Origin of the sequence: Acinetobacter gerneri DSM 14967 = CIP 107464 = MTCC 9824 (assembly GCF_000368565.1) — a bacterium.
Taxonomy (GTDB): domain Bacteria; phylum Pseudomonadota; class Gammaproteobacteria; order Pseudomonadales; family Moraxellaceae; genus Acinetobacter; species Acinetobacter gerneri.
The window spans coordinates 163,482-182,882 of record NZ_KB849533.1 but is presented as its reverse complement, the minus strand read 5'-3'; the positions used below and the strand labels follow the sequence as shown (position 1 = coordinate 182,882).

General features: G+C 38.6%; 18 protein-coding genes. 6 read left to right on the top strand and 12 right to left on the bottom strand.

What is annotated here, in order from left to right; all coding sequences use genetic code 11:
* Positions 1-77: 77 nt before the first annotated feature.
* Positions 78-962, bottom strand: coding sequence for a prolipoprotein diacylglyceryl transferase (gene lgt / locus F960_RS01125; protein WP_004855085.1), 885 nt, complete (start codon positions 960-962; stop codon positions 78-80).
* 203 nt (positions 963-1,165) lie between these two features.
* Here lgt and F960_RS01120 point away from each other — a divergent pair, with 203 nt between their 5' ends.
* On the top strand, positions 1,166-1,954 hold the full coding sequence (locus tag F960_RS01120; RefSeq protein WP_004855079.1) for an NRDE family protein: 789 nt from the start codon (positions 1,166-1,168) through the stop codon (positions 1,952-1,954).
* 92 nt (positions 1,955-2,046) lie between these two features.
* Here F960_RS01120 and tatC read toward each other — a convergent pair whose 3' ends face one another.
* From tatC to F960_RS01105, 3 genes are all read right to left on the bottom strand, one after another.
* Positions 2,047-2,772, bottom strand: a complete 726-nt coding sequence (gene tatC / locus F960_RS01115) for a twin-arginine translocase subunit TatC (protein WP_373429817.1) — start codon at positions 2,770-2,772, stop codon at positions 2,047-2,049.
* A gap of 71 nt (positions 2,773-2,843) precedes the next feature.
* Complete coding sequence (tatB, locus tag F960_RS01110) at positions 2,844-3,308, bottom strand: Sec-independent protein translocase protein TatB (protein WP_004855071.1); 465 nt, start codon at positions 3,306-3,308, stop codon at positions 2,844-2,846.
* A gap of 15 nt (positions 3,309-3,323) precedes the next feature.
* Positions 3,324-3,545 carry a Sec-independent protein translocase subunit TatA gene (locus F960_RS01105; protein ID WP_004855069.1) on the bottom strand — a complete coding sequence of 74 codons (222 nt, stop codon included), beginning with the start codon at positions 3,543-3,545 and terminating at the stop codon, positions 3,324-3,326.
* 182 nt (positions 3,546-3,727) lie between these two features.
* Here F960_RS01105 and F960_RS01100 point away from each other — a divergent pair, with 182 nt between their 5' ends.
* Positions 3,728-4,603: an AEC family transporter gene (locus F960_RS01100; protein ID WP_004855066.1), complete on the top strand. Its 876-nt coding sequence runs from the start codon at positions 3,728-3,730 to the stop codon at positions 4,601-4,603.
* Between the two features lie 428 nt (positions 4,604-5,031).
* Here the strand turns inward: F960_RS01100 and rdgB are convergent, their stop codons facing one another.
* The 8 genes from rdgB to F960_RS01060 all read right to left on the bottom strand — a co-directional run bounded on the left by rdgB (position 5,032) and on the right by F960_RS01060 (position 14,494).
* Positions 5,032-5,655, bottom strand: a complete 624-nt coding sequence (gene rdgB / locus F960_RS01095) for an RdgB/HAM1 family non-canonical purine NTP pyrophosphatase (protein WP_004855064.1) — start codon at positions 5,653-5,655, stop codon at positions 5,032-5,034.
* 161 nt (positions 5,656-5,816) lie between these two features.
* Positions 5,817-6,407 carry a tetratricopeptide repeat protein gene (locus F960_RS01090; RefSeq protein WP_004855062.1) on the bottom strand — a complete coding sequence of 197 codons (591 nt, stop codon included), beginning with the start codon at positions 6,405-6,407 and terminating at the stop codon, positions 5,817-5,819.
* Positions 6,404-6,997, bottom strand: coding sequence for a methionine biosynthesis protein MetW (metW, locus tag F960_RS01085; protein WP_004855059.1), 594 nt, complete (start codon positions 6,995-6,997; stop codon positions 6,404-6,406). The genes F960_RS01090 and metW overlap by 4 nt, the downstream gene beginning before the upstream one ends.
* Entirely contained in the window at positions 6,997-8,157 is a 1,161-nt protein-coding gene (metX, locus tag F960_RS01080; protein ID WP_004855055.1) for a homoserine O-succinyltransferase MetX, read from the bottom strand. Before metX ends, metW begins: the two co-directional genes overlap by 1 nt.
* Positions 8,158-8,309: 152 nt before the next feature.
* Positions 8,310-10,007: a 2-isopropylmalate synthase gene (gene leuA / locus F960_RS01075; protein WP_004855053.1), complete on the bottom strand. Its 1,698-nt coding sequence runs from the start codon at positions 10,005-10,007 to the stop codon at positions 8,310-8,312.
* A 274-nt stretch (positions 10,008-10,281) separates the two neighbouring features.
* Entirely contained in the window at positions 10,282-11,382 is a 1,101-nt protein-coding gene (locus F960_RS01070; RefSeq protein WP_004855050.1) for an alpha-hydroxy acid oxidase, read from the bottom strand.
* A gap of 30 nt (positions 11,383-11,412) precedes the next feature.
* Positions 11,413-12,096, bottom strand: coding sequence for a Fe2+-dependent dioxygenase (locus tag F960_RS01065; protein ID WP_004855048.1), 684 nt, complete (start codon positions 12,094-12,096; stop codon positions 11,413-11,415).
* A 109-nt stretch (positions 12,097-12,205) separates the two neighbouring features.
* A complete protein-coding gene (locus F960_RS01060) occupies positions 12,206-14,494 on the bottom strand; it encodes a TonB-dependent receptor (RefSeq protein WP_004855046.1) in 2,289 nt (762 codons plus the stop codon).
* A gap of 435 nt (positions 14,495-14,929) precedes the next feature.
* Between F960_RS01060 and tig the strand changes: the two genes are divergently transcribed.
* From tig to F960_RS01040, 4 genes are all read left to right on the top strand, one after another.
* A complete protein-coding gene (tig, locus tag F960_RS01055) occupies positions 14,930-16,264 on the top strand; it encodes a trigger factor (protein WP_004855040.1) in 1,335 nt (444 codons plus the stop codon).
* A gap of 227 nt (positions 16,265-16,491) precedes the next feature.
* Entirely contained in the window at positions 16,492-17,103 is a 612-nt protein-coding gene (clpP, locus tag F960_RS01050) for an ATP-dependent Clp endopeptidase proteolytic subunit ClpP (protein WP_004855037.1), read from the top strand.
* A gap of 32 nt (positions 17,104-17,135) precedes the next feature.
* Positions 17,136-18,443: an ATP-dependent Clp protease ATP-binding subunit ClpX gene (gene clpX / locus F960_RS01045; protein ID WP_004855034.1), complete on the top strand. Its 1,308-nt coding sequence runs from the start codon at positions 17,136-17,138 to the stop codon at positions 18,441-18,443.
* Positions 18,444-18,591: 148 nt separating this feature from the next.
* On the top strand, positions 18,592-19,338 hold the full coding sequence (locus F960_RS01040; protein WP_004855032.1) for a DUF2846 domain-containing protein: 747 nt from the start codon (positions 18,592-18,594) through the stop codon (positions 19,336-19,338).
* Positions 19,339-19,401: the final 63 nt, after the last annotated feature.

Below are 19,401 nucleotides of genomic sequence, written 5' to 3'. Positions count from 1 at the left end.
ATATCTGCACTTTAACATGAAAAAGGAGAGCTTTTGCTCTCCTTAGACCTTGTTTTTACATCAGTAAACAAATTTGTTTAGGCGTTCTTTTGTGGACCCCAATCATAGATTTTACGGCGATAAGCGTATGCCATCAATAAAATACCAATCAAGATCATAGGGAACGAAAGCATCTGTCCTTTGGTCATCCAACCAAATAAAATATAGCCCTGATCTGCATCTGGTTCGCGGAAAAATTCCATAAAGAATCGTGCACAGCCATAACCAATCAAGAACAAGGCTGATACAGCCATGCGTGGGCGTGGTTTAGCACTAAAGAACCATAAAATAATAAATAAAAATAAACCTTCGCAAAGTGCTTGATAGATCTGAGATGGGTGGCGTGGTAATAACAGATATTCGCCGACTTGTTGTAATAGACCTTGTTGCTCTGGATGAGCAATCAAGTATTCTCGGTCAGCGGCTTGAGCCGTTGGAAAGCCCATGAGCCAAGAGTATCCACCATTTGAAACACGACCAAACAGTTCACCACCGATAAAGTTACCAATACGACCAAACATCAATCCTGTAGGAACACATGGTGCGATAAAATCCATAGTTTGAAACCATGTTTTTTTGTATTTTCGGCACCACAAGATCATGGCAAGCATTACACCGATAAATCCTCCGTGGAAACTCATTCCACCTGTCCACACTTGGAATAACCAAAGTGGATTGTCGAGAAATTTATCAAACTCGTAAAATAGAACATAACCGATTCGACCGCCGAGTACGACGCCGAGTGCACCATAGAACACCAGATCAGACACCATTTCGGACGTCCAACCATCACGATGTTTTGCTCGATATGTCGCAAGCCCCCAAGCACATAAAAAGGCTAAAAGATACATCACACCATACCAATGGACTTTGAGTGGTCCCAATGCAATCGCAACGGGATCAATATGAGGATAGGCCAGCATTGGGTTTCCTTATCATTTGTTTTGAACAGATTTTATCTGATTGATATAAAAAATGTTATAAGCTATGTAGGCATTTCGTTTATCGAGATTTCCGAAATTTAGCTTTAAAATAGATCGTCTAAAAGTCAGTTTTAGGTCTGTGGCTTTCAAGATTTTCTTTGTGCACATTATAACGTTAAATATGCAATTGTAGGGATCAGCTTATGTGTATTGTGGCATTTGCTTGGCAGGTTTTAGACGACTTGCCTTTGTGTTTGATTTCAAATCGTGACGAATTTTATCATCGACCAAGTGCTCAATTAACGTATTGGGAAAATAGTCCAATTATTGCAGGGAAAGATTTACAGTCGGGTGGCACTTGGATGGGCGTAACTGCTGCAGGGCGGTGGGCGATTGTGACCAATCATCGAGATGCACGTGATAAAAAAACCTATACGACATCCCGCGGTTATTTGATTCAATCTTTTTTAGAATCGGATTTGACACCGATTAGATTTGCCAAAATATTAGAACAAAATCAATGTGATTATGCTGGTTTCAATATTTTCATGGGCGATCAAAGCCAAGCGGTTTATATGAGCAATCGCGGTGAAGCACCTCAGATTTTGGCCAAAGGCGTATATGTGGTGTCAAATGGTACGATTTCTGATGATTGGGAAAAAACTAAACATTTACGTAAACGCTTTACTCAAGAATTACTTCCGATGCTGCAACTCTCTGAGACGCCAGAGCTCGATATAACGCATGAAGTTTGGGATATTTTAGAGGATGAACGGAAGGTTTTGACAGAACTTCTACCCGATACTGGGATTGATCAGGATTTTGAGCAACTTCTTTCATCGACGTTCATTCAAAGCCCGGTATATGGCACACGTTGTTCCAACTTTATTCGGATGACAACCGATGAAATCTATTGGATCGAAAAGACTCAGCAAGGCGAGTTTAAAGATCAATTGATTGAAGAACGGGTTAAGTTAGAACTAAATAAATAAACCCATTTGCCTGATTGGAAAATGGGTTTATTTATTTCTATATTTTTGTTTTGCTTGTTGAAATTTTTATTTTAACTATTAACAGGCTCAGATTACTCAGCCACTTGAGCCGACTTTTTACGTCTTTCAATCAATTTGCCAAAAAGCAAACCCAGTTCAAATAGCATCCACATTGGTACTGCCAACATCACCATCGAAATGGCATCTGGTGGTGTCATAAACATGGCGATAAAGAAACAGCCTACGATGATAAAGCGTCTTTTTTCAGCCAAAGTTTGGGTTGTGACAATGCCTGCAATAATCAATAACAAGGTCACAATTGGGATTTCAAAGGTCACACCAAAGACTAAAAAGAGCTTTAAACAAAAAGTTAAATAGCTGTTAATGTCTGTCATTGGCGCAACAGTATCAGGTGAAACGCTGATAAAAAAATGCAAAATAGAGGGCAGAGCGACGTAGTAGGCAAAGGCAATCCCTGCATAAAATAGCGAAATTGCCCCAAATAATAATGGGAATGCTAAGTTTTTCTCTTTTTCATACAAGGCTGGTTTCACAAAAGCCCAAAGCTGATAAATGATGATGGGCATTGCCAACATCAAAGCTATAAAGAAATTTAGCTTAAATGGCGCCATAAATGTAGCGGTTACATCCGTGGCAATCATGGATGAGTTCGCGGGTAATTGTGCGCGTAAAGGTGCAGAAAGTGCTGTATAGGTTTTATTGGCAAAAGGCAATAAACAGAAAAATAATGCAATCAATATCGCGACTATTTTCATCAAATGTTTGCGCAGCACCATCAGATGAGAGGTGATCGGCATGGACTCTAATTGATCACGAGGATCAACATTTTCATGCTCTGGGTTTTGCACTTGAGGGCTTAGTGATGTTGTCATACTGCAACCTTCAATTTGGGTAAATGACTTTCAAGCATTTCTTCTTGCTGGTCTTTTTTAGTCATACATGTGATATTTTCGACCCAAAACGATGGGATATAAATCGTGGCGACTTTATCTTGCATATGATGATAAATCAGTGATTCAGTCTTATTTTCCGTAGGTTCTGCTTGCTGTTGTTGTTCTGCAGCCAATTTGGTTTGTTGTTGTAACTCTTGCATTTGAGCTTGCATTTTTTGCTCAAGATCTGAAATGCGTTGCATTTCATTTTGCATTTGTTCACGAAGTTCAGAAAGACGCAGCTCACGATCAATGTCATTTTGAACACTTGTGATGGCACGTTTAAACTTTGCATAATATTTTGCAGCAGTTCGTGCAGCTTCAGGTAATTTATCTGGACCCAATACAAGTAGGGCGATAATCCCAAAGACAAGCAGTTCTGAAAAGCCAACATCGAGCATGATTCACCTCTTTGTTTAGTTTTTCACAGTTGAATTTACGTCGGTATTGCTTTGATGTTCGAGGGTACGAGGTTCTTTCAAAGCAGCATTTTCAGCATCTTCTTCACGTATAGATTTCTTAAAATCTTTAACCGCACCACCCACATCTTTACCTAAATTTTTTAGTTTAGATGTACCAAAAAGTAAAATCACTACGATGGCAAAAATCACAACATGCCAAATAGATAATCCAGCCATATCTACACTCCTATTTTTCAATAGGCTCTATAACAACAGTTTTCTATGACAAATGAGTGACGACAATATTGCAATTTTAAGACAAACAAATAGATTCAAAACAAGATTGCCTTGAGTTTTAAGCCTTTCATAAAATTATCGTGCTAGCATAAACCCTATTTTTTGTATTTAGGATCGATGAAGTGGCTCTGCTTCTACCAATCATTGCTTTTATTTGTGGCTTGATTTTGGCAAGTTTCAATACGACTACTTCATTGCGTTCAGTGTTATCGATGTTGTTGGCCCGTGTATTTATTCCAGTGGTGATTATTTACAACATGGTCTTTTACAAAGCAGGCAGTATGAGTTTGATGCTGTTTAGCTTTAGTTCCGCGATTATTATTTATTTTATTTATTATTTTATTTCCAAAGATCGCTTACAAGCACTGTGTTTTAGTTATACCAATATGGTGTGGTTAGGATTTCCAATTGCATTGGCGTTATTTGGTCCAGAAGTCAGTGCGCCGTTGATTGCGCTGTATATTGGTGGTTCTATTTTTGGAAATACATGGGCGGTTACTTCAGTCAGCTCTGAACCGCAATCATTTTTAGATGTCGCCAAAAAAGTTATCCAATCCCCACCTGTGATTGCTTTGATGATTGCAGCGTTATTTAGGCTGTTAAACGTGCAAAGTTTACAACAGCATCAGTTGATTGATGTAATTTATAACAGTGCCAAATGGGGTATGAGTTTTGCAGGCATGTGTGTACTCGGTATGTGGCTACGTAAAACACGGGTGCATATCGAAGATTTGCTGCAAGGTTTTAAAGTTGCACTGCTTAAATTACTCTGTGGTGCGGTGATTTGTGCTATTAGCTATCGTTTCTTACCGATTCCGCATATACAAGATTATATCGGAGTGATGTTCCTGATCTTCTGTTTACCACCAGCTGCAAATATTGTTGCACTAGAAACGCATTATCATGGAACAGGTGTGTCGGCTCGTTATATCGCTGCGGGGACGATGGTGAGTTGTGTGATTTGTGTGTGCTATGGCATCGTCTTGCATTTGATCTAGTTAAATTATATAAAACATATGATAAATAATATTTTTTTTAATAAATACAAGGGCTATATAGCCACAGCTTTTCATTAGGGTTCTAAGTGAATAGTGTAGGTAAATTGCCATACTTTTGACAGGGTAAAAGTATCAAAAATCATCGCCAAGTACTAAATTCGAACGGCCTAACATCAATTCATTAAAGTAAATCCCCCTCTTTTTAAAGAGGGGTTAGGGGAGATTTATAGGATTGATCCACAGCTTTCCATTAGAATTCTAAGTGAATTGTGTAGGCACGTTGCCATACTTTTGACAGGGTAAAAGTATCAAAATGATCACCAAATACTAAATTCGGACTGCCTAACATCAATTCATTAAAGCAAATCCCCCTCTTTTTTAAAGAGGGGTTAGGGGAGATTTATTAGGATTGATCCACCGTTTTTAGATCAGCTTAAACTTGCTTTAAATAACTGCATTGCTTGACCACGATGGCTGATTTTATTTTTTTCCTCTTTACTCATTTCTGCACTTGAAATACCGAGCTCAGGAAGCCAAAACAGTGGGTCATAACCAAAGCCATTTTCACCACGTGCTGCCTCTAAAACTTGACCTTTCCAAATGCCTTGGAAGATTTGTGGTAATGGGTCATCTGCATGTTGTACCAATGCCAAAACACAAACGAACATTGCATCAATAGCTTGACCTGGTTTACGGTAGGGTTGTAGTTCACTTAAAAGTTTTGTGTTATTTAATGCATCATTACCATGTTCACCTGCATAACGAGCAGAATAAATCCCAGGCGCACCACCTAAAACAGGGACACAAATACCTGAGTCATCTGCAATCGCAGGTTTTCCAGAAATTTTAGAAGCATGGCGAGCTTTGATAATGGCATTTTCAACAAAGCTTAGACCGTCTTCGATGGCATCTTCGATATCGAGTTTTCCTTGTGGAATGACTTCAACAGGTAATTTCAAATCATTGAACATTTTTTCAAATTCTACGATTTTACCTTTATTGTTGCTTGCAAGTACCAGTGTTCCTTGGGATAACCAATCTTTAGATGACATATCTAAACTCGAATATTTTAAGATAAGCTATTTTAACGGATTCTAAAGTTAAAAAGCGAAATAGAAAAAATGATATTTACAAGCTTGAACATTTGCCGTATTGCTAATGAATAATGCATAAAAAAAGCACCCGTAGGTGCTTAATATGCGTCAATAAAAGATTATTGCGCTTGAATCCATTTGTCTGCGCGATCACGTGCAGTACGGATTTGATCTGAGGTTAAGTTTGCAGCCAATGCAGTTTTCTTCGCTTCAGACATATTGATGACTTTATTGTCTAACATGCCGTCACGTGATGAAAGCTCATACCACTGATAAGCACCCATATAGTTTTTCTTTTGCTCATCCATCATGGCTAAATTAAAACTTGCACGGTTATCGCCGTGGCTCGCTGCTTTTTCAAAATATTGGCGTGCTTGATTTTCATTTTTAGAGATACCAATACCATCAGCATACATACGCCCCACATTGAGCTGTGCTGCCGTAATACCTTGATCTGCTGCCGCTTTGTACCAAGTAAAAGCTTGCTTTTCATCTTTAGCTACGCCTTTACCATATTGATAATGCATACCTAAATAGAATTGAGCTGCGGCTTGTCCAGATTTGGCATAACGTTGCAAATTGTTTACATCCATATTTGCATATTGAGCTGCCAAAGCTGAAGTTGATTGTTGTTGCTGAGGAATATAATCAGCATAAGCATTAAAACTTAATGCTCCAAAAAGGAGAGTCGAAAATATCGTTTTTTTCATAGAGCGCTCACTCGGTAAATCGCGACTTCACCGAACAAATTCGGGATAGACTTACTCAGTAAGCTCCCTTGTTGATTCCCATTAACGGCGAGTCGATTAATAATCTTTATATGATTTTCAGCACAGAGAGCTTCAAAATCACGGAAGGTGCATAGGTGGATGTTCGGCGTATTGTACCACATATACGGTAAAGCTTCAGAAACAGGCATCATCCCTTTCAAGGCAAGGAAAGAGCGGGTCTTCCAATGCGCAAAGTTCGGGAATGTAATAATCGCCTGTTTTCCCACACGCACCATATCGCGAAGTAACTCGTCTGGCGCATCTACGGCTTGGAGTGCTTGTGCCATCACAACATAATCGAAAGATTGATCTGCAAAACGCTCTAAACCGAGATTTAAGTCTTGTTGAATAATATTTAACCCTCTACTGACTGCAATTGCAATCTTTTCTTGATCAATTTCTAATCCATATGCCTGAATATTGTGCTTTTTGCTCATATGAGCCAGCAATTCGCCATCGCCACAGCCTAAATCAAGTACGGTAGAGTTCGGTTTAATCCATTTTTCTGCAAGTTGATGATCGATACGCATTACACTGCCTCCTTAGGTGTCGCTTTAAGGTGTTCTATACCGCCTAAAAATGCGCGTAATGATTGGACGTATAAAGGAATAGGGAACAAGAACGAGTCATGTCCTTGTTCTGCATCAATATCTAGATAGCTCACTGGTTTTTGATTACTAATCAAGGCATCCACGATTTCTTGTGATCGAGCAGGGGTAAAGCGCCAATCTGTGGTAAATGAAACCACCAAGAAACGACATTTGGTATTGGACATTGCCTTAACCAAAGACTGCTGATACTCACGTGAAGGATCAAAATAATCCAACGCCTTAGTCATGATGAGATAAGTATTGGCATCGAAGTTTCGGCTAAATTGTTCGCCTTGATAGCGTAGATAGCTTTCTACTTGAAACTCGACATCGAAACCATACATAAATTTGCCTGATTTTAAATCACGACCAAATTTTTGTTTCATGGCTTCTTCTGAAAGATAGGTAATATGACCCACCATACGTGCCAAAATTAAGCCACGTTTTGGATAGCTATCATTTTCCAGATAACGACCATGATGGAAGTCAGGATCAGATAAGATGGACTGACGTGCCACTTCGTTGAAAGCAATATTTTGTGCAGAAAGTTTTGGTGCACTTGCGATGATCACACATTTTTGTAAACGATCTGGATAATCGACTGACCATTGAAGTGCTTGCATGCCACCCAATGAACCACCGATCACTGAATACCAAACCTCAATGCCCATACGATCTGAAAGCATGGCTTGAGTTTTTACCCAGTCACGAACCGTCACAAGCGGGAAATCAGGTCCATATGGACGATTGTCATTTTCAGGATTTGGTGAAGTAGGGCCAGTAGAACCACTACAACCACCGATATTGTTGAGCGCAACAACAAAGAATTTTGAAGTATCTATCGCTTTGCCTGGACCAATACAAGCATCCCACCAGCCTGCTTTTTTATCATCTTCATGATGATAACCTGCTGCATGATGATGTCCTGAAAGTGCATGACAAATTAAAATTGCATTGGATTTGTCTGCATTTAATGTTCCATAGGTCTCAACCATAAGGTCAAAACGTGGCAATACTCGACCACATTCAAGCTCTAATGGCGCTTCAAATTGGAATTTTTGCGGGGTGACTAAACCCACCGAGTCAGCTGGAAAAGACACAGGAATAATTCGCCTTAGCTTTAGAAATGAGTAAGGTTTTTATATTTCAAAGACTAAAATATAAAGACCAAAAAGGATACCAACAAGGGTATCCTTTCATGATGTTTTTTACAATGACCGCGCTATATCAAAAAACGATATAGCTGAGTTGTTTAAACTGCTGCTGCAATCACTTGATCAGTGCTTAAGACACCTTGTTCAATCAAACGGTTAGTAGAGGCAATAATCGCTTCAATAGAAGAAGTGACGATGTTGTCATGCACGCCAGCACCAAATGCTGATTTACCAGTGCCTTTTACTTGAAGTTCGATCAATGCCAAGGCTTTTGCATGTGCACCAGAACTGATACTACGTTCTTCATAATTTACGACATCAATTGGCAATTGAAGCGCATCTAAAATCGCAGAAATCGGACCGTTACCTTCACCACGTAAGTGCTGAGTTTCACCATTGACAGTTACATCAAGTTCAATGACTTGGTTGCCATTTTCATCATGCAAGCGATAGTTTTTCGCTGAATAATGTGCATTTTTAGTTTCAACATAAGTATCTTTGAATAAAGTCCAAATTTGTTGAGCAGAAACTTCTACACCTTCTTCATCAGCCACTTGTTGCACGACTTGTGAAAACTCAATTTGTAAACGACGAGGCAAGACCACGTTGTAGTTTGATTCCAATAAATATGCGATACCGCCTTTACCAGATTGGCTGTTGACACGAATGACTGCGTCATAGTCACGACCCAAATCTTTAGGATCGATTGGTAAATAAGGCATATCCCACATTTCTTGATCTTTTTGGAACTCAAAGCCTTTTTTGATTGCATCTTGGTGAGAACCAGAGAATGCAGTAAAGACTAAGTCACCCGCATAAGGATGGCGAGGATGAACGGGTAAGCCAGTACATTCTTCAACTGTTGCGATAATTTCATTGATATTTGAAAAATCAAGTTCAGGTGCAACACCTTGGCTATACATATTCAATGCAATCGCAGCAACGTCAACGTTACCTGTACGTTCGCCGTTACCAAAAACACAGCCTTCAACACGGTCAGCACCAGCCATGATTGCAAGCTCAGATGCTGCGATACCACAGCCACGGTCATTATGACAATGTACAGAAATCAAAACACCATCACGACGTGCAATGTTTTTATGCATCCATTCAATTTGGTCTGCATAAACATTTGGTGTTGAAACTTCCACAGTTGCAGGCAAGTTTAAAATGACTTTATTTGTTGGTGAAGCTTCCCAAATTTCAGTGACAGCATCACATACATCTTTGGCAACTTCTAACTCAGTTGCAGTGAAGCATTCTGGGCTGTATTGGAAAATAAATTCGGTTTCAGGTTGTTTTGCTGCATATTCTTTCACTTTAGTTGCAGCATTGATTGCAAGTTGTTTAGCGCCTGCAATATCAACATTCAATACTTTTTCACGGAATGTTGGAGAATTTGAATTGTAAATATGCACAATTGCACGTTTTGCACCTTGTAAAGATTCAAAGGTACGTTGAATCAAATGATCACGCGCTTGAACCAAAACTTCGATATAAACGTCTTCAGGAATATGACCTTCTTCAATCAATTTACGAGTGAAATCAAAGTCAACTTGTGACGCAGAAGGGAAACCAATTTCGATATGTTTGAAACCAATTTTCACAAGCATTTGGAACATTTTAAACTTTTGTTCAATGTTCATTGGCTCAAAGATCGCTTGGTTACCGTCACGCAGGTCGGTACTCATCCAAATAGGCGCCTTGTTAATTTCTTTATTCGGCCATTCGCGATTTGGTAAGTCGACACGTTGGTACATGCGACGATATTTTTTACTTGGATCTGCCAACATCATGTGAAAACTCCTGCGTAGTAGAGGCTGCTCGAATCTTGGGTAAAGGCAACGTGCTACTGATATAGATTGTGTCTATCCTTTAAAATTTCAAGCGCTTGGCGGTAAAACAATGACTTGAAATTTGTGAAAGATTACAACACTTATAACTTGATTTGTTTATCTTGTATCTCTTGGTTGTAACCCTATTGAATTATCATAAATCAAACCTTTAGAAAATATTTCCCTAAATTTGCAGTTTTTTTATAAAGAAAGAAAATAATTTCCTTTAAAAGTGCTATTCACGGAAAATATATTCTGAATTGATTTCATTTACGGTAGCTGTTCCCATTAAAGCCATGGTTATTTCAAATTCTTCTTTTAAAATTCGAAGCACATGCGCCACACCAAGCGCGCCTGCAACCGCCAATCCATGGATATAAGGTCGTCCAATAAGTACCGCATTTGCACCAAGCGCGATCGCTTTGAAAACATCAGTACCTCGTCGGATGCCGCCATCGAGTAACAGTGGGAAATCATCTGGGACGACTGCTCGAATGTTGCTTAAAGCATCGAGTGGCGCAATACTGGTATCTAAGACTCTACCACCATGATTGGAAATAATCAGCCCTTTTATACCAATTTTTAGCGCAATTTCTGCATCTTTAGGATGCAATATCCCTTTTAAAATAATAGGTAGGTCTGTTTGTTGGATGATCCACTCGATATCTTTCCAAGTCGGTGCAATGCGCATCAAGCCATTAAAAACAGGATGTTCACCATTTTTAAGCTCGGGCAAGGGGATATGTGCTGGAGTATGTGGGTGCTGCATGCCTTCAGGAAGTTGAAAAAACAGCTGATTTTCACGATCACGAATTCCTTTATGAGGTGAATCTACCGTAATCACAATCGCTTTATAATCATGTGCTTCAGCTTGCTTAAGTAAAGCAAGTGATTTTTCACGTTCACCTTGCCAATACAGTTGAAACCATTTGAAAGGATTTTCTTGTTTTAATTCATGTAAATCAGTATTGGTAAATGTGCTTAAGATTAAATTACTTTGTAAAACTTCTGCTGCAAGGGCAGTTGCTGCTTCCCCTTGAGGATGGAAAAGTTGCTGATGACCGATCGGTGCCAAGAATATAGGATGAGGAAAACTTTGTCCGAGCAACTGACACTTGGTTGAGCCATGAGTGAGGTCATTTAGAAGTCGAGGAACAAGTTTGATTTTTTCAAATGATGCCAAATTATTGCGAATACTTGACTCGCTCATCGCCCCACCTTGCAAATAGTGCCAAGTGGCTTCAGGCAAAAAATCCTTTGCCTCTCTTTCGTAGTCCAATAAGGTTTGCAAATGTGCAGGAATCGCGGTGAGGGCAGGGCGTAAGGTATTTGGCATCGGATATTCTCTTTATACTTTATAAATGTCTTAAACTTCAGCCCATTTACGGATGAGGTTGTGATACATACTGGTCAATTTGTTGACTTCGGGATGTTGATCACCGAGTTGTACACGTAGATTTTGGATGCTTTGATCCAAATTGAATAACATATAACGATCAGCTTCATCACGGATCATGCTTTGTAACCAAAAAAATGAGGCAACACGGCAGCCTTTGGTCACAGGGGTAACTTCATGCAAACTGGTTGAAGGGTATAGAATCATATCGCCCGCAGGGAGTTTAACTTCATGATAACCATAAGTATCTTCAACAACGAGATCACCACCTTCATACTCTTCTGGTTCAGTTAAAAAAATGGTGCAAGAGAGGTCAGTACGAATTTTTTGTTTTGATGCTCTGATTCTGCGAATAGAATTGTCCACATGAAAACCAAAAGCTTCATTATTTTCATAACGATTAAAATAAGGTTGCAAGATTTCAAGCGGAATTGCCGCAGATAAAAATAAAGGATGATTGGCTAAGGCATCTAAAATGATATTGCCGAGGTGTTCAGTCAACGGATGATTTTCATCGAGTTGTTGGTTGTTTTTGACATTTGCTGAAAGATTTCCTGTCGAAACTTTTCCATCTACCCAATCAACTTTGTCCATTTCTGTACGGAAATATTGAACTTGTTCTTTACTCAAAACATTTGGAATATGGTGGATCACAGCAAACACCTTTATTAAAAAAATAATTAAATAAATAATCAAATAAAAATAGCCCCACGAGAGGAGCTATTTTATCTTAAAACCCTTAAAATTTATAGGGATTTATCAATTAGAATTTGAAGTTAAGCGCTAATACTGCACTACGGCCTTCAGCTTCTGTTGCATAGTGTGAAGCGTATGCTTTAGAGAAGTAGCGTTTGTCAGAGAGGTTGTTAACATTTAATTGTACGTTAACGTCTGAAGTTACGTCATAACGAGCCATTGCATCGTAACGAACGTATGATGGAACCCATTTGGAATTTGCAGCATCACCAAATACTTTGTCCATATAAGTTGCGCCACCACCAAGAGTCAATTTTGGTAATACTTTATAAGTTGTCCAAAGTGTTGCGCTGTTTTTAGCTACATTTTGTACTTGATTACCATTTGTTGAGCTTGGTACATAGTTTCCATTGCTATCTTTACTGAAACCACCATCTACGATTTCACTATCTAAATAAGTATAGCCTGCAGAAACTGCCCATTTATCAGTAATGTTACCTGTTGCTCCGATCTCAATACCGTCAACACGTGTTTCACCAATATTACGAGTGTAACCATCAGTATCTGTAGCACGAGTATTTGTTTTTTCAGTACGGAAGATTGCAGCAGTTAAGTTTAAACGATTGTTAAATAAATCCCATTTAGTACCTAATTCATAAGTTTTCACTTCTTCAGGTTTAAGGTTATTCATCGCACGAGCTTGTTCGTCATTGTTATTACGTCCAGGAACGCTAATACCTTCAGAACCATCACCAGCATCAACACCAACAGGGTTTGTTGAAGTCGCAAAGCTTAAATAAATAGAACCATTTTCAACAGGTTTATAAGTTACGCCTGCTTGATAGTTAAAGAAATCATTGCTTGAGCTATATTTTGTACCAGCTTTGATATCACCTGAAGCCTTATTGTAAGTCAAATCAGTATCAAATTTATCCCAACGTAAGCCTAAGTCAATTAACCATTGCTTATTGATTTCAATATTATCAAGTAGGTAAACAGATTGAGATTCAGTTTCAACTGTAGTAGTTGCTTTATCTGCAGTACGTGAACCTAACCATCGATCAAATGGATTCGGATTGGTTAAAGAGGTACACCATGCATCATTGATTTTACAATCACTATTGAAACCACCTGTCGTTGTTCCTGTGTAGCCTGGATAGCTGGTCAAATAATTACCACGATCTGATTCTTGCTTATTGTACTCAGCTCCGACATTAAAGCGATGCTCTAAAGTACCTGTCTTAAATTTACCACGAAGTGAGAGTTGATCTGTAAACGAATCAGTATCTGTAATACGTGAGTTAATACGACGCCACACTTCACCATTTACAACGTTACCTTTAGAGTCATCTGGTTGAGTCCATAGGTAATCATTTTTTGATTTATTATATACAGCTACATTGCTGATTGTTAAATCATCAGTAATATCATGTTCGATTTTAATCGTACCGATTTGATTTTCTTGTTTTTGGAAATCACGGTCTTGTAAGCCGTAATAGATCCCTTGTTTAACCTCTATTGGTTTGCCTACTGTTGCTTTTTTAGCTGTATCATAATGATAAGGTACGCCAGAATCTGGAGTATCGTCAGATTTTAAGTAGTAGTAGCTTAAAGTCGCACGAGTAGGGGTGTCTAAACCAAATGTGATACTTGGCGCGATACCAAAACGGTTATATTCAGCACCATTTGCTTGACCAGCTTTTTCATTGGTATGGCCCATAACAGCAACACGTGCCGCGATGCCATTACCAAAGTCTTTGTTGCCATCTAATGTAATACGTGCGTACTGGTCAGTACCGCCTTGTACAGAACCCTCTAAAGAATCACCTTTTTTGGCAACTTTAGAGATCATGTTGATACTACCGCCAGATGTTCCTGCACCGCCCATTGCTGAAGCAGAACCTTTGGTTACTTCAACTTGTTCTACAGCAAACATTTCACGGTTTTGTGAAGTTGCGTTACGTACACCATCTACATACATAGAGCTTTCAGAGTTATAACCACGGATGAATGGACGGTCACCGTTCGGGTTACCACCTTCACCAGCACCCAAAGTGATCCCCGGCACTGTACGAAGTGCATCACTTAAAGTTGTAACGTTGGTATCTTCAATCAGTTGTTTAGAAATGACAGACACTGATTTTGGAGTATCAAGTAAAGGTGCAACGAATTTAGTATTTGCAGAGCGATCTACTTTTAAACCTTGTTGTTCTTCTGCACTTGCCTCAGCTTGAATTTTAGGAAGTTGTGTCGCTTGTTCATCTTGAGCCGCAAGAGCTGCTGTGCTCGCCATCACTGATAAAGAAGATACGATCGCTGAAGATACAATCTTTTTACGTGTTTTAATGAAAGACATATTGAAACTCAAAAAAAGTAACTGGTAATTTGTATGCGAATAATAATAATTCTTGTTTCTAATTTCATTAGTTAACGATTGTAAATCTCAATGGTATAATGATTTACAATCGCTTTGGTAAATTTTAATCAAGTTAAAAAGTTAATTAAACTATTGAATATAAAATAAATATAAATAAAATAGATTAAAAATCATACGAAATAAATTTTGAATCATTTGTGGAGATGGTTTTAGTGATTTGTAATCCATTTTGCTTTGCAGTCAAAATTATTCAAAAATAAAATGAAATGCTTTTGATTGTTTTGTGATCAAAAAAATCTAAAATTTGATTAAATTCGCATGAAATAAGCATGTTTTTTGTATATCTTGAAATGTTGTCATATAATGTGGCACTTTTTTAAAAACTGTTATTACTAAATTCATATCGAGGAAGCCATGCAAGTAACTTCTGAAGCGGTTTCGGGCGTTGCCCGTCGTTTAAATGTAACTGTACCGACGAGCCGTATTAACGAGCAGTTCGAAGCTCGTATCAAACGCACTGCTAAAACTGCGAAGATTAACGGCTTCCGTCCAGGTAAAGTGCCTGTAGACGTTGTACGTCGCGAATACGGTGCAGGTATCTACCAAGAAGTTGTCAACGACATCATTCGTGACACTGTGTTTGAAGCAATTCAACAAGAAAAAATCAATGCTGTTGGTATGCCAAACATTGAAAAAGTAGAAAACAAAGAAGATGCTTTAGTTTATGAAGCAACTGTAGAAGTTTATCCTGAAGTTGAAGTTAAAGCGTTTGACGATTTAGAAATCGAACGTAAATCAACTGATATCAACGACAAAGACGTTGATACAATGCTCGAAAACTTGCAAAAACAACGTCAAACTTGGGTTGAAACCAAAGGTATGGCGAAAAAAGACATGCAAGTAACTTTCGACTTTGAAGGTTCTATTGATGGCGAAAAATTTGAAGGCGGTTCTGCTGAAGACTTTAAACTTGTTTTAGGTTCTAACCGCATGATCCCTGGCTTCGAAGATGGCATCGTGGGCATGAAAAAAGGCGAAGAGAAAGTTATCGATGTAACTTTCCCTGAAGATTACCAAGCTGAAAATCTTGCTGGTAAACAAGCTCAATTCAAAATTACTGTTAAGCTTGTAGAAAAATCTAAACTTCCAGAAATCGATGCTGAATTCTTAAAAGTATTTGGTTTGACTGAAGAAGATGGCGTAGACAAATTAAAAGCTGACGTTCGCAAAAACATGGAACGTGAAGTGAAAAATGGTTTACGTAACCAAGTTAAAGGCGCGACTTTTGATGCATTAGTTGCTGCTAATGATGTTGAAGTTCCAACTGCTATGGTTGCTCAAGAAATTGACCGTCAACGTCAACAAATGATCCAACAGTTCACTCAACAGTTTGGTGCTCAAGGTGCGCAAGCATTTGATTCAAGCATGCTTCCAGATGATTTGTTCAAAGAGCAAGCTGAAAAATCAGTTAAACTTGGCGTACTCGTAAGCAAAGTATTGGCTGATGCTAAACTTGAAGTTGATCCTGCTCGTGTAGATGCTTATATCGAAGATATGGCTTCTTCTTACGAAGATCCAACTGAAGTGATCGAATACTTCAAAAATGACAAACAACAACGTGCTCAAATTGAAGCAGTTGTTTTAGAAGACCAAGTGGTTGATCACATCTTAGCTTCTGCTAAAGTGAAAAACACTGAAGTGTCTTACCAAGACCTATTGGCTGAACAACAAGCACGTCAACAAGGCTAAGTTGTTTAGACTGAAAAAGGCGCGAAAGCGCCTTTTTTTATATATGTTTTTAGGGTTTTTATGAGAATATCCAAATAATCCTCATCTCTTGTATGTAAATGTCCTATTTTCACAATGCTTATTCAAAAAAAATTTGATATTTAATTGGGAATATTTTGCAATTTTGATCATTATCCCTCATATTGTCAGTATGAGCTGAGTAACAAAAATTCAGGAATAAATAACGTATGTATGTTCCATCTATTGAAAACGCATTAGTCCCGGTTGTTGTAGAACAGTCTTCACGTGGTGAGCGTTCTTTTGATATTTTTTCACGTCTTTTACGTGAACGTGTCATTTTTTTAACAGGTGAAGTAGAAGACAATATGGCCAACTTAATCGTTGCGCAAATGTTGTTTTTAGAAGCCGAAAATCCAGAAAAAGATATTCATTTATATATTAATTCACCTGGTGGCTCAGTGACAGCAGGTATGGCAATTTACGATACTATGCAATTCATCAAACCCGATGTGGTGACATATTGCATGGGACAAGCTGCATCTATGGGCGCATTTTTATTGAATGCTGGTGCAAAAGGTAAACGTTACTGCTTGGAAAATGCACGTGTTATGATTCACCAACCTTTGGGCGGATTCCGTGGACAAGCATCTGATATTGAAATCCACGCTCGTGAGATTTTATTTATCAAAGAACGTTTAAATCGTTTAATGGCTGAGCATAGTGGTCAAGACTATGAACGTGTCGCTAAAGATACGGATCGTGATAACTTTATGACAGCACAACAAGCCAAAGAATATGGTTTAGTCGACCAAGTGCTTTCAAAGCGCCCACAAGACTAAGCTTTTGTAAGATATAAAAATTTGGAGTAAAGATGTCCGATAATCCTCAAGGACAAAAGCATTGTTCATTTTGCGGTAAAACGCAGTCTGAAGTCGGAAAACTGATTGCAGGCGAGGACGCATACATTTGTAACGAATGTGTGGACGTATGCTTAGACTTAGTTCAAACCAGCCAACAAGTGGATAGTGGTGATTGGGCTTCTCGTCCATTGCCAAAGCCACATGAAATTCGTGCAGCGCTAGATCAGTATGTGATTGGTCAAGATACTGCGAAGAAAACACTTTCAGTTGCAGTATATAACCATTATAAACGTCTAAAAGTGACTCAAGGTCATAAAGCCGAAGATGCTGTTGAACTTGCGAAAAGTAATATTCTTTTGATTGGACCTACTGGTTCAGGTAAAACTTTACTTGCGCAAACGCTTGCTCGTCTTTTAGATGTACCTTTTGCGATGGCAGATGCAACCACTTTAACCGAAGCAGGTTATGTGGGTGAAGATGTTGAAAACATTGTACAAAAGCTTTTGCAAAAAGCAGATTATGATGTAGAAAAAGCGCAAAAAGGCATTATCTATATCGACGAAATCGACAAGATTACCCGTAAATCTGAAAATCCATCGATTACTCGTGATGTATCAGGTGAAGGCGTACAGCAAGCACTTTTGAAAATGATCGAAGGTACTGTGGCGTCTATTCCTCCTCAAGGTGGGCGTAAGCATCCACAACAAGAGTTCATTCAGATTGATACTTCAAATATCTTGTTTATTTGTGGTGGTGCATTCTCTGGACTTGAAAAAGTGGTGCAACAACGTCAGGAAAAAGGTGGAATCGGTTTCACTGCTGATGTTAAAAATAAAGATGATACGAAAAAGCTTTCTGAACTTTTCCGTCAAGTTGAAGCAGCAGATTTGGTTAAATTTGGTTTGATTCCAGAGTTTATCGGTCGTTTGCCAGTCATTGCTACACTTGAAGAATTGGATGCAGAAGCATTAATGCAAATTTTGACTGAACCGAAAAATGCATTAACACGTCAGTATCAATATTTATTTGAAATGGAAAATGTAGACCTTTTATTTGAAGATTCTGCATTACGTGCAGTTGCTCAAAAAGCACTTGAACGTAATACAGGTGCGCGTGGTCTGCGTTCTATTTTAGAAAATGTATTGCTCGAAACGATGTATGATTTACCAAGTCGTACAGATGTGGGTACAGTGATTATCAACGAAGCTGTGATCAATGATAAAGCTGCCCCAATTTATCAAAAAGAGCGTCAACCTAAAAAGGCTGAAGAAAACTCAGATAAGGTAGATTTAAAAGTTTTAAACAGTAAATCTGCTTAATTATCATTGTTATTCATCCGAAACGTGTAAGAAGTCAGACTTTTTGCACGTTTTTTATTTTTAAATTGATTGTGAAATGGTAAGATCCTTAGAAATAGAGTTTTATTCTAATTTAAAAAAATAAAAAAATACGCGGTGAGGGATGTTCATGCGTTATCTTAGTTTGGTTATTATTACGTCAATGACTTTAGTTGCTTGTCAAAGTCATCAAAGCAAGCCCAAAGAAAACACTTCAAATCTCGTTTCGACCCTAAAACAAGTCAATCTAGATAAAGAGCCGACCTTACTTGATCAATATGGTGTCACGGGGTTTTCAACTGGGTCGTGGGTTCGTCAAGATCCTGCGCCGTATTTTAAGTTGGTTCATCCACAAAATGCCGAAGCTGCGGTCATTTATTTGTATCGACCTGACAGTAAGTGGAATCGCCAAGAAATCATTGCACCCAATTTCTATATCAATGGAAAACGTATTCCGAGTTTGATCAGCAATCATTATTATTGGTTAGAATTGCCACCAGGAACGTATCGTTTGACGATCAGTCGTCCTTTATCTGTAGTCAAGTTTCAAAAACCTCGGGTGGTTGATTTTAGTGTTGAGTCTGGCAAGCAATATTTTATCAAGTATGAAGAAGAGCAATTCCGAGGTAGTCCAAACGGAGAGGATGGTGTGGATTTGCTTCGTTCTGGTCCTGTGATGCAAATGCCGACCAAAGGTGCGCTTAAAGAAATTGCGATGACTCAATTGAAATCGCCGGGATTAAACTTTGTCGCGACTCGTGATGAGCAGGGCAGAGTGACCAAGCCAAAAGAGCAGATTAAAGGTGAGAAATATAAAGTCAGTGATGATGTTCATTTAGAAACACCATTTAAAATCTGGAAACCTTCTACTTGGTAATCTGCTTAAAGTGCTAGATTGTGAGTAAGTACACTCTGATTTTATTAGGGGGATGGATGATCT

Coding starts and splice junctions, on each gene's coding strand:
- lgt (WP_004855085.1), bottom strand. CDS start 962: ATGCTGGCCTATCCTCATATTGATCCCGTTGCGATTGCATTGGGACCA.
- F960_RS01120 (WP_004855079.1), top strand. CDS start 1,166: ATGTGTATTGTGGCATTTGCTTGGCAGGTTTTAGACGACTTGCCTTTG.
- tatC (WP_373429817.1), bottom strand. CDS start 2,772: ATGCCGATCACCTCTCATCTGATGGTGCTGCGCAAACATTTGATGAAA.
- tatB (WP_004855071.1), bottom strand. CDS start 3,308: ATGCTCGATGTTGGCTTTTCAGAACTGCTTGTCTTTGGGATTATCGCC.
- F960_RS01105 (WP_004855069.1), bottom strand. CDS start 3,545: ATGGCTGGATTATCTATTTGGCATGTTGTGATTTTTGCCATCGTAGTG.
- rdgB (WP_004855064.1), bottom strand. CDS start 5,655: ATGTCATCTAAAGATTGGTTATCCCAAGGAACACTGGTACTTGCAAGC.
- F960_RS01090 (WP_004855062.1), bottom strand. CDS start 6,407: ATGAAAAAAACGATATTTTCGACTCTCCTTTTTGGAGCATTAAGTTTT.
- metW (WP_004855059.1), bottom strand. CDS start 6,997: ATGCGTATCGATCATCAACTTGCAGAAAAATGGATTAAACCGAACTCT.
- leuA (WP_004855053.1), bottom strand. CDS start 10,007: ATGATGTTGGCAGATCCAAGTAAAAAATATCGTCGCATGTACCAACGT.
- F960_RS01070 (WP_004855050.1), bottom strand. CDS start 11,382: ATGCCAAATACCTTACGCCCTGCCCTCACCGCGATTCCTGCACATTTG.
- F960_RS01060 (WP_004855046.1), bottom strand. CDS start 14,494: ATGTCTTTCATTAAAACACGTAAAAAGATTGTATCTTCAGCGATCGTA.
- tig (WP_004855040.1), top strand. CDS start 14,930: ATGCAAGTAACTTCTGAAGCGGTTTCGGGCGTTGCCCGTCGTTTAAAT.
- clpP (WP_004855037.1), top strand. CDS start 16,492: ATGTATGTTCCATCTATTGAAAACGCATTAGTCCCGGTTGTTGTAGAA.
- clpX (WP_004855034.1), top strand. CDS start 17,136: ATGTCCGATAATCCTCAAGGACAAAAGCATTGTTCATTTTGCGGTAAA.
- F960_RS01040 (WP_004855032.1), top strand. CDS start 18,592: ATGCGTTATCTTAGTTTGGTTATTATTACGTCAATGACTTTAGTTGCT.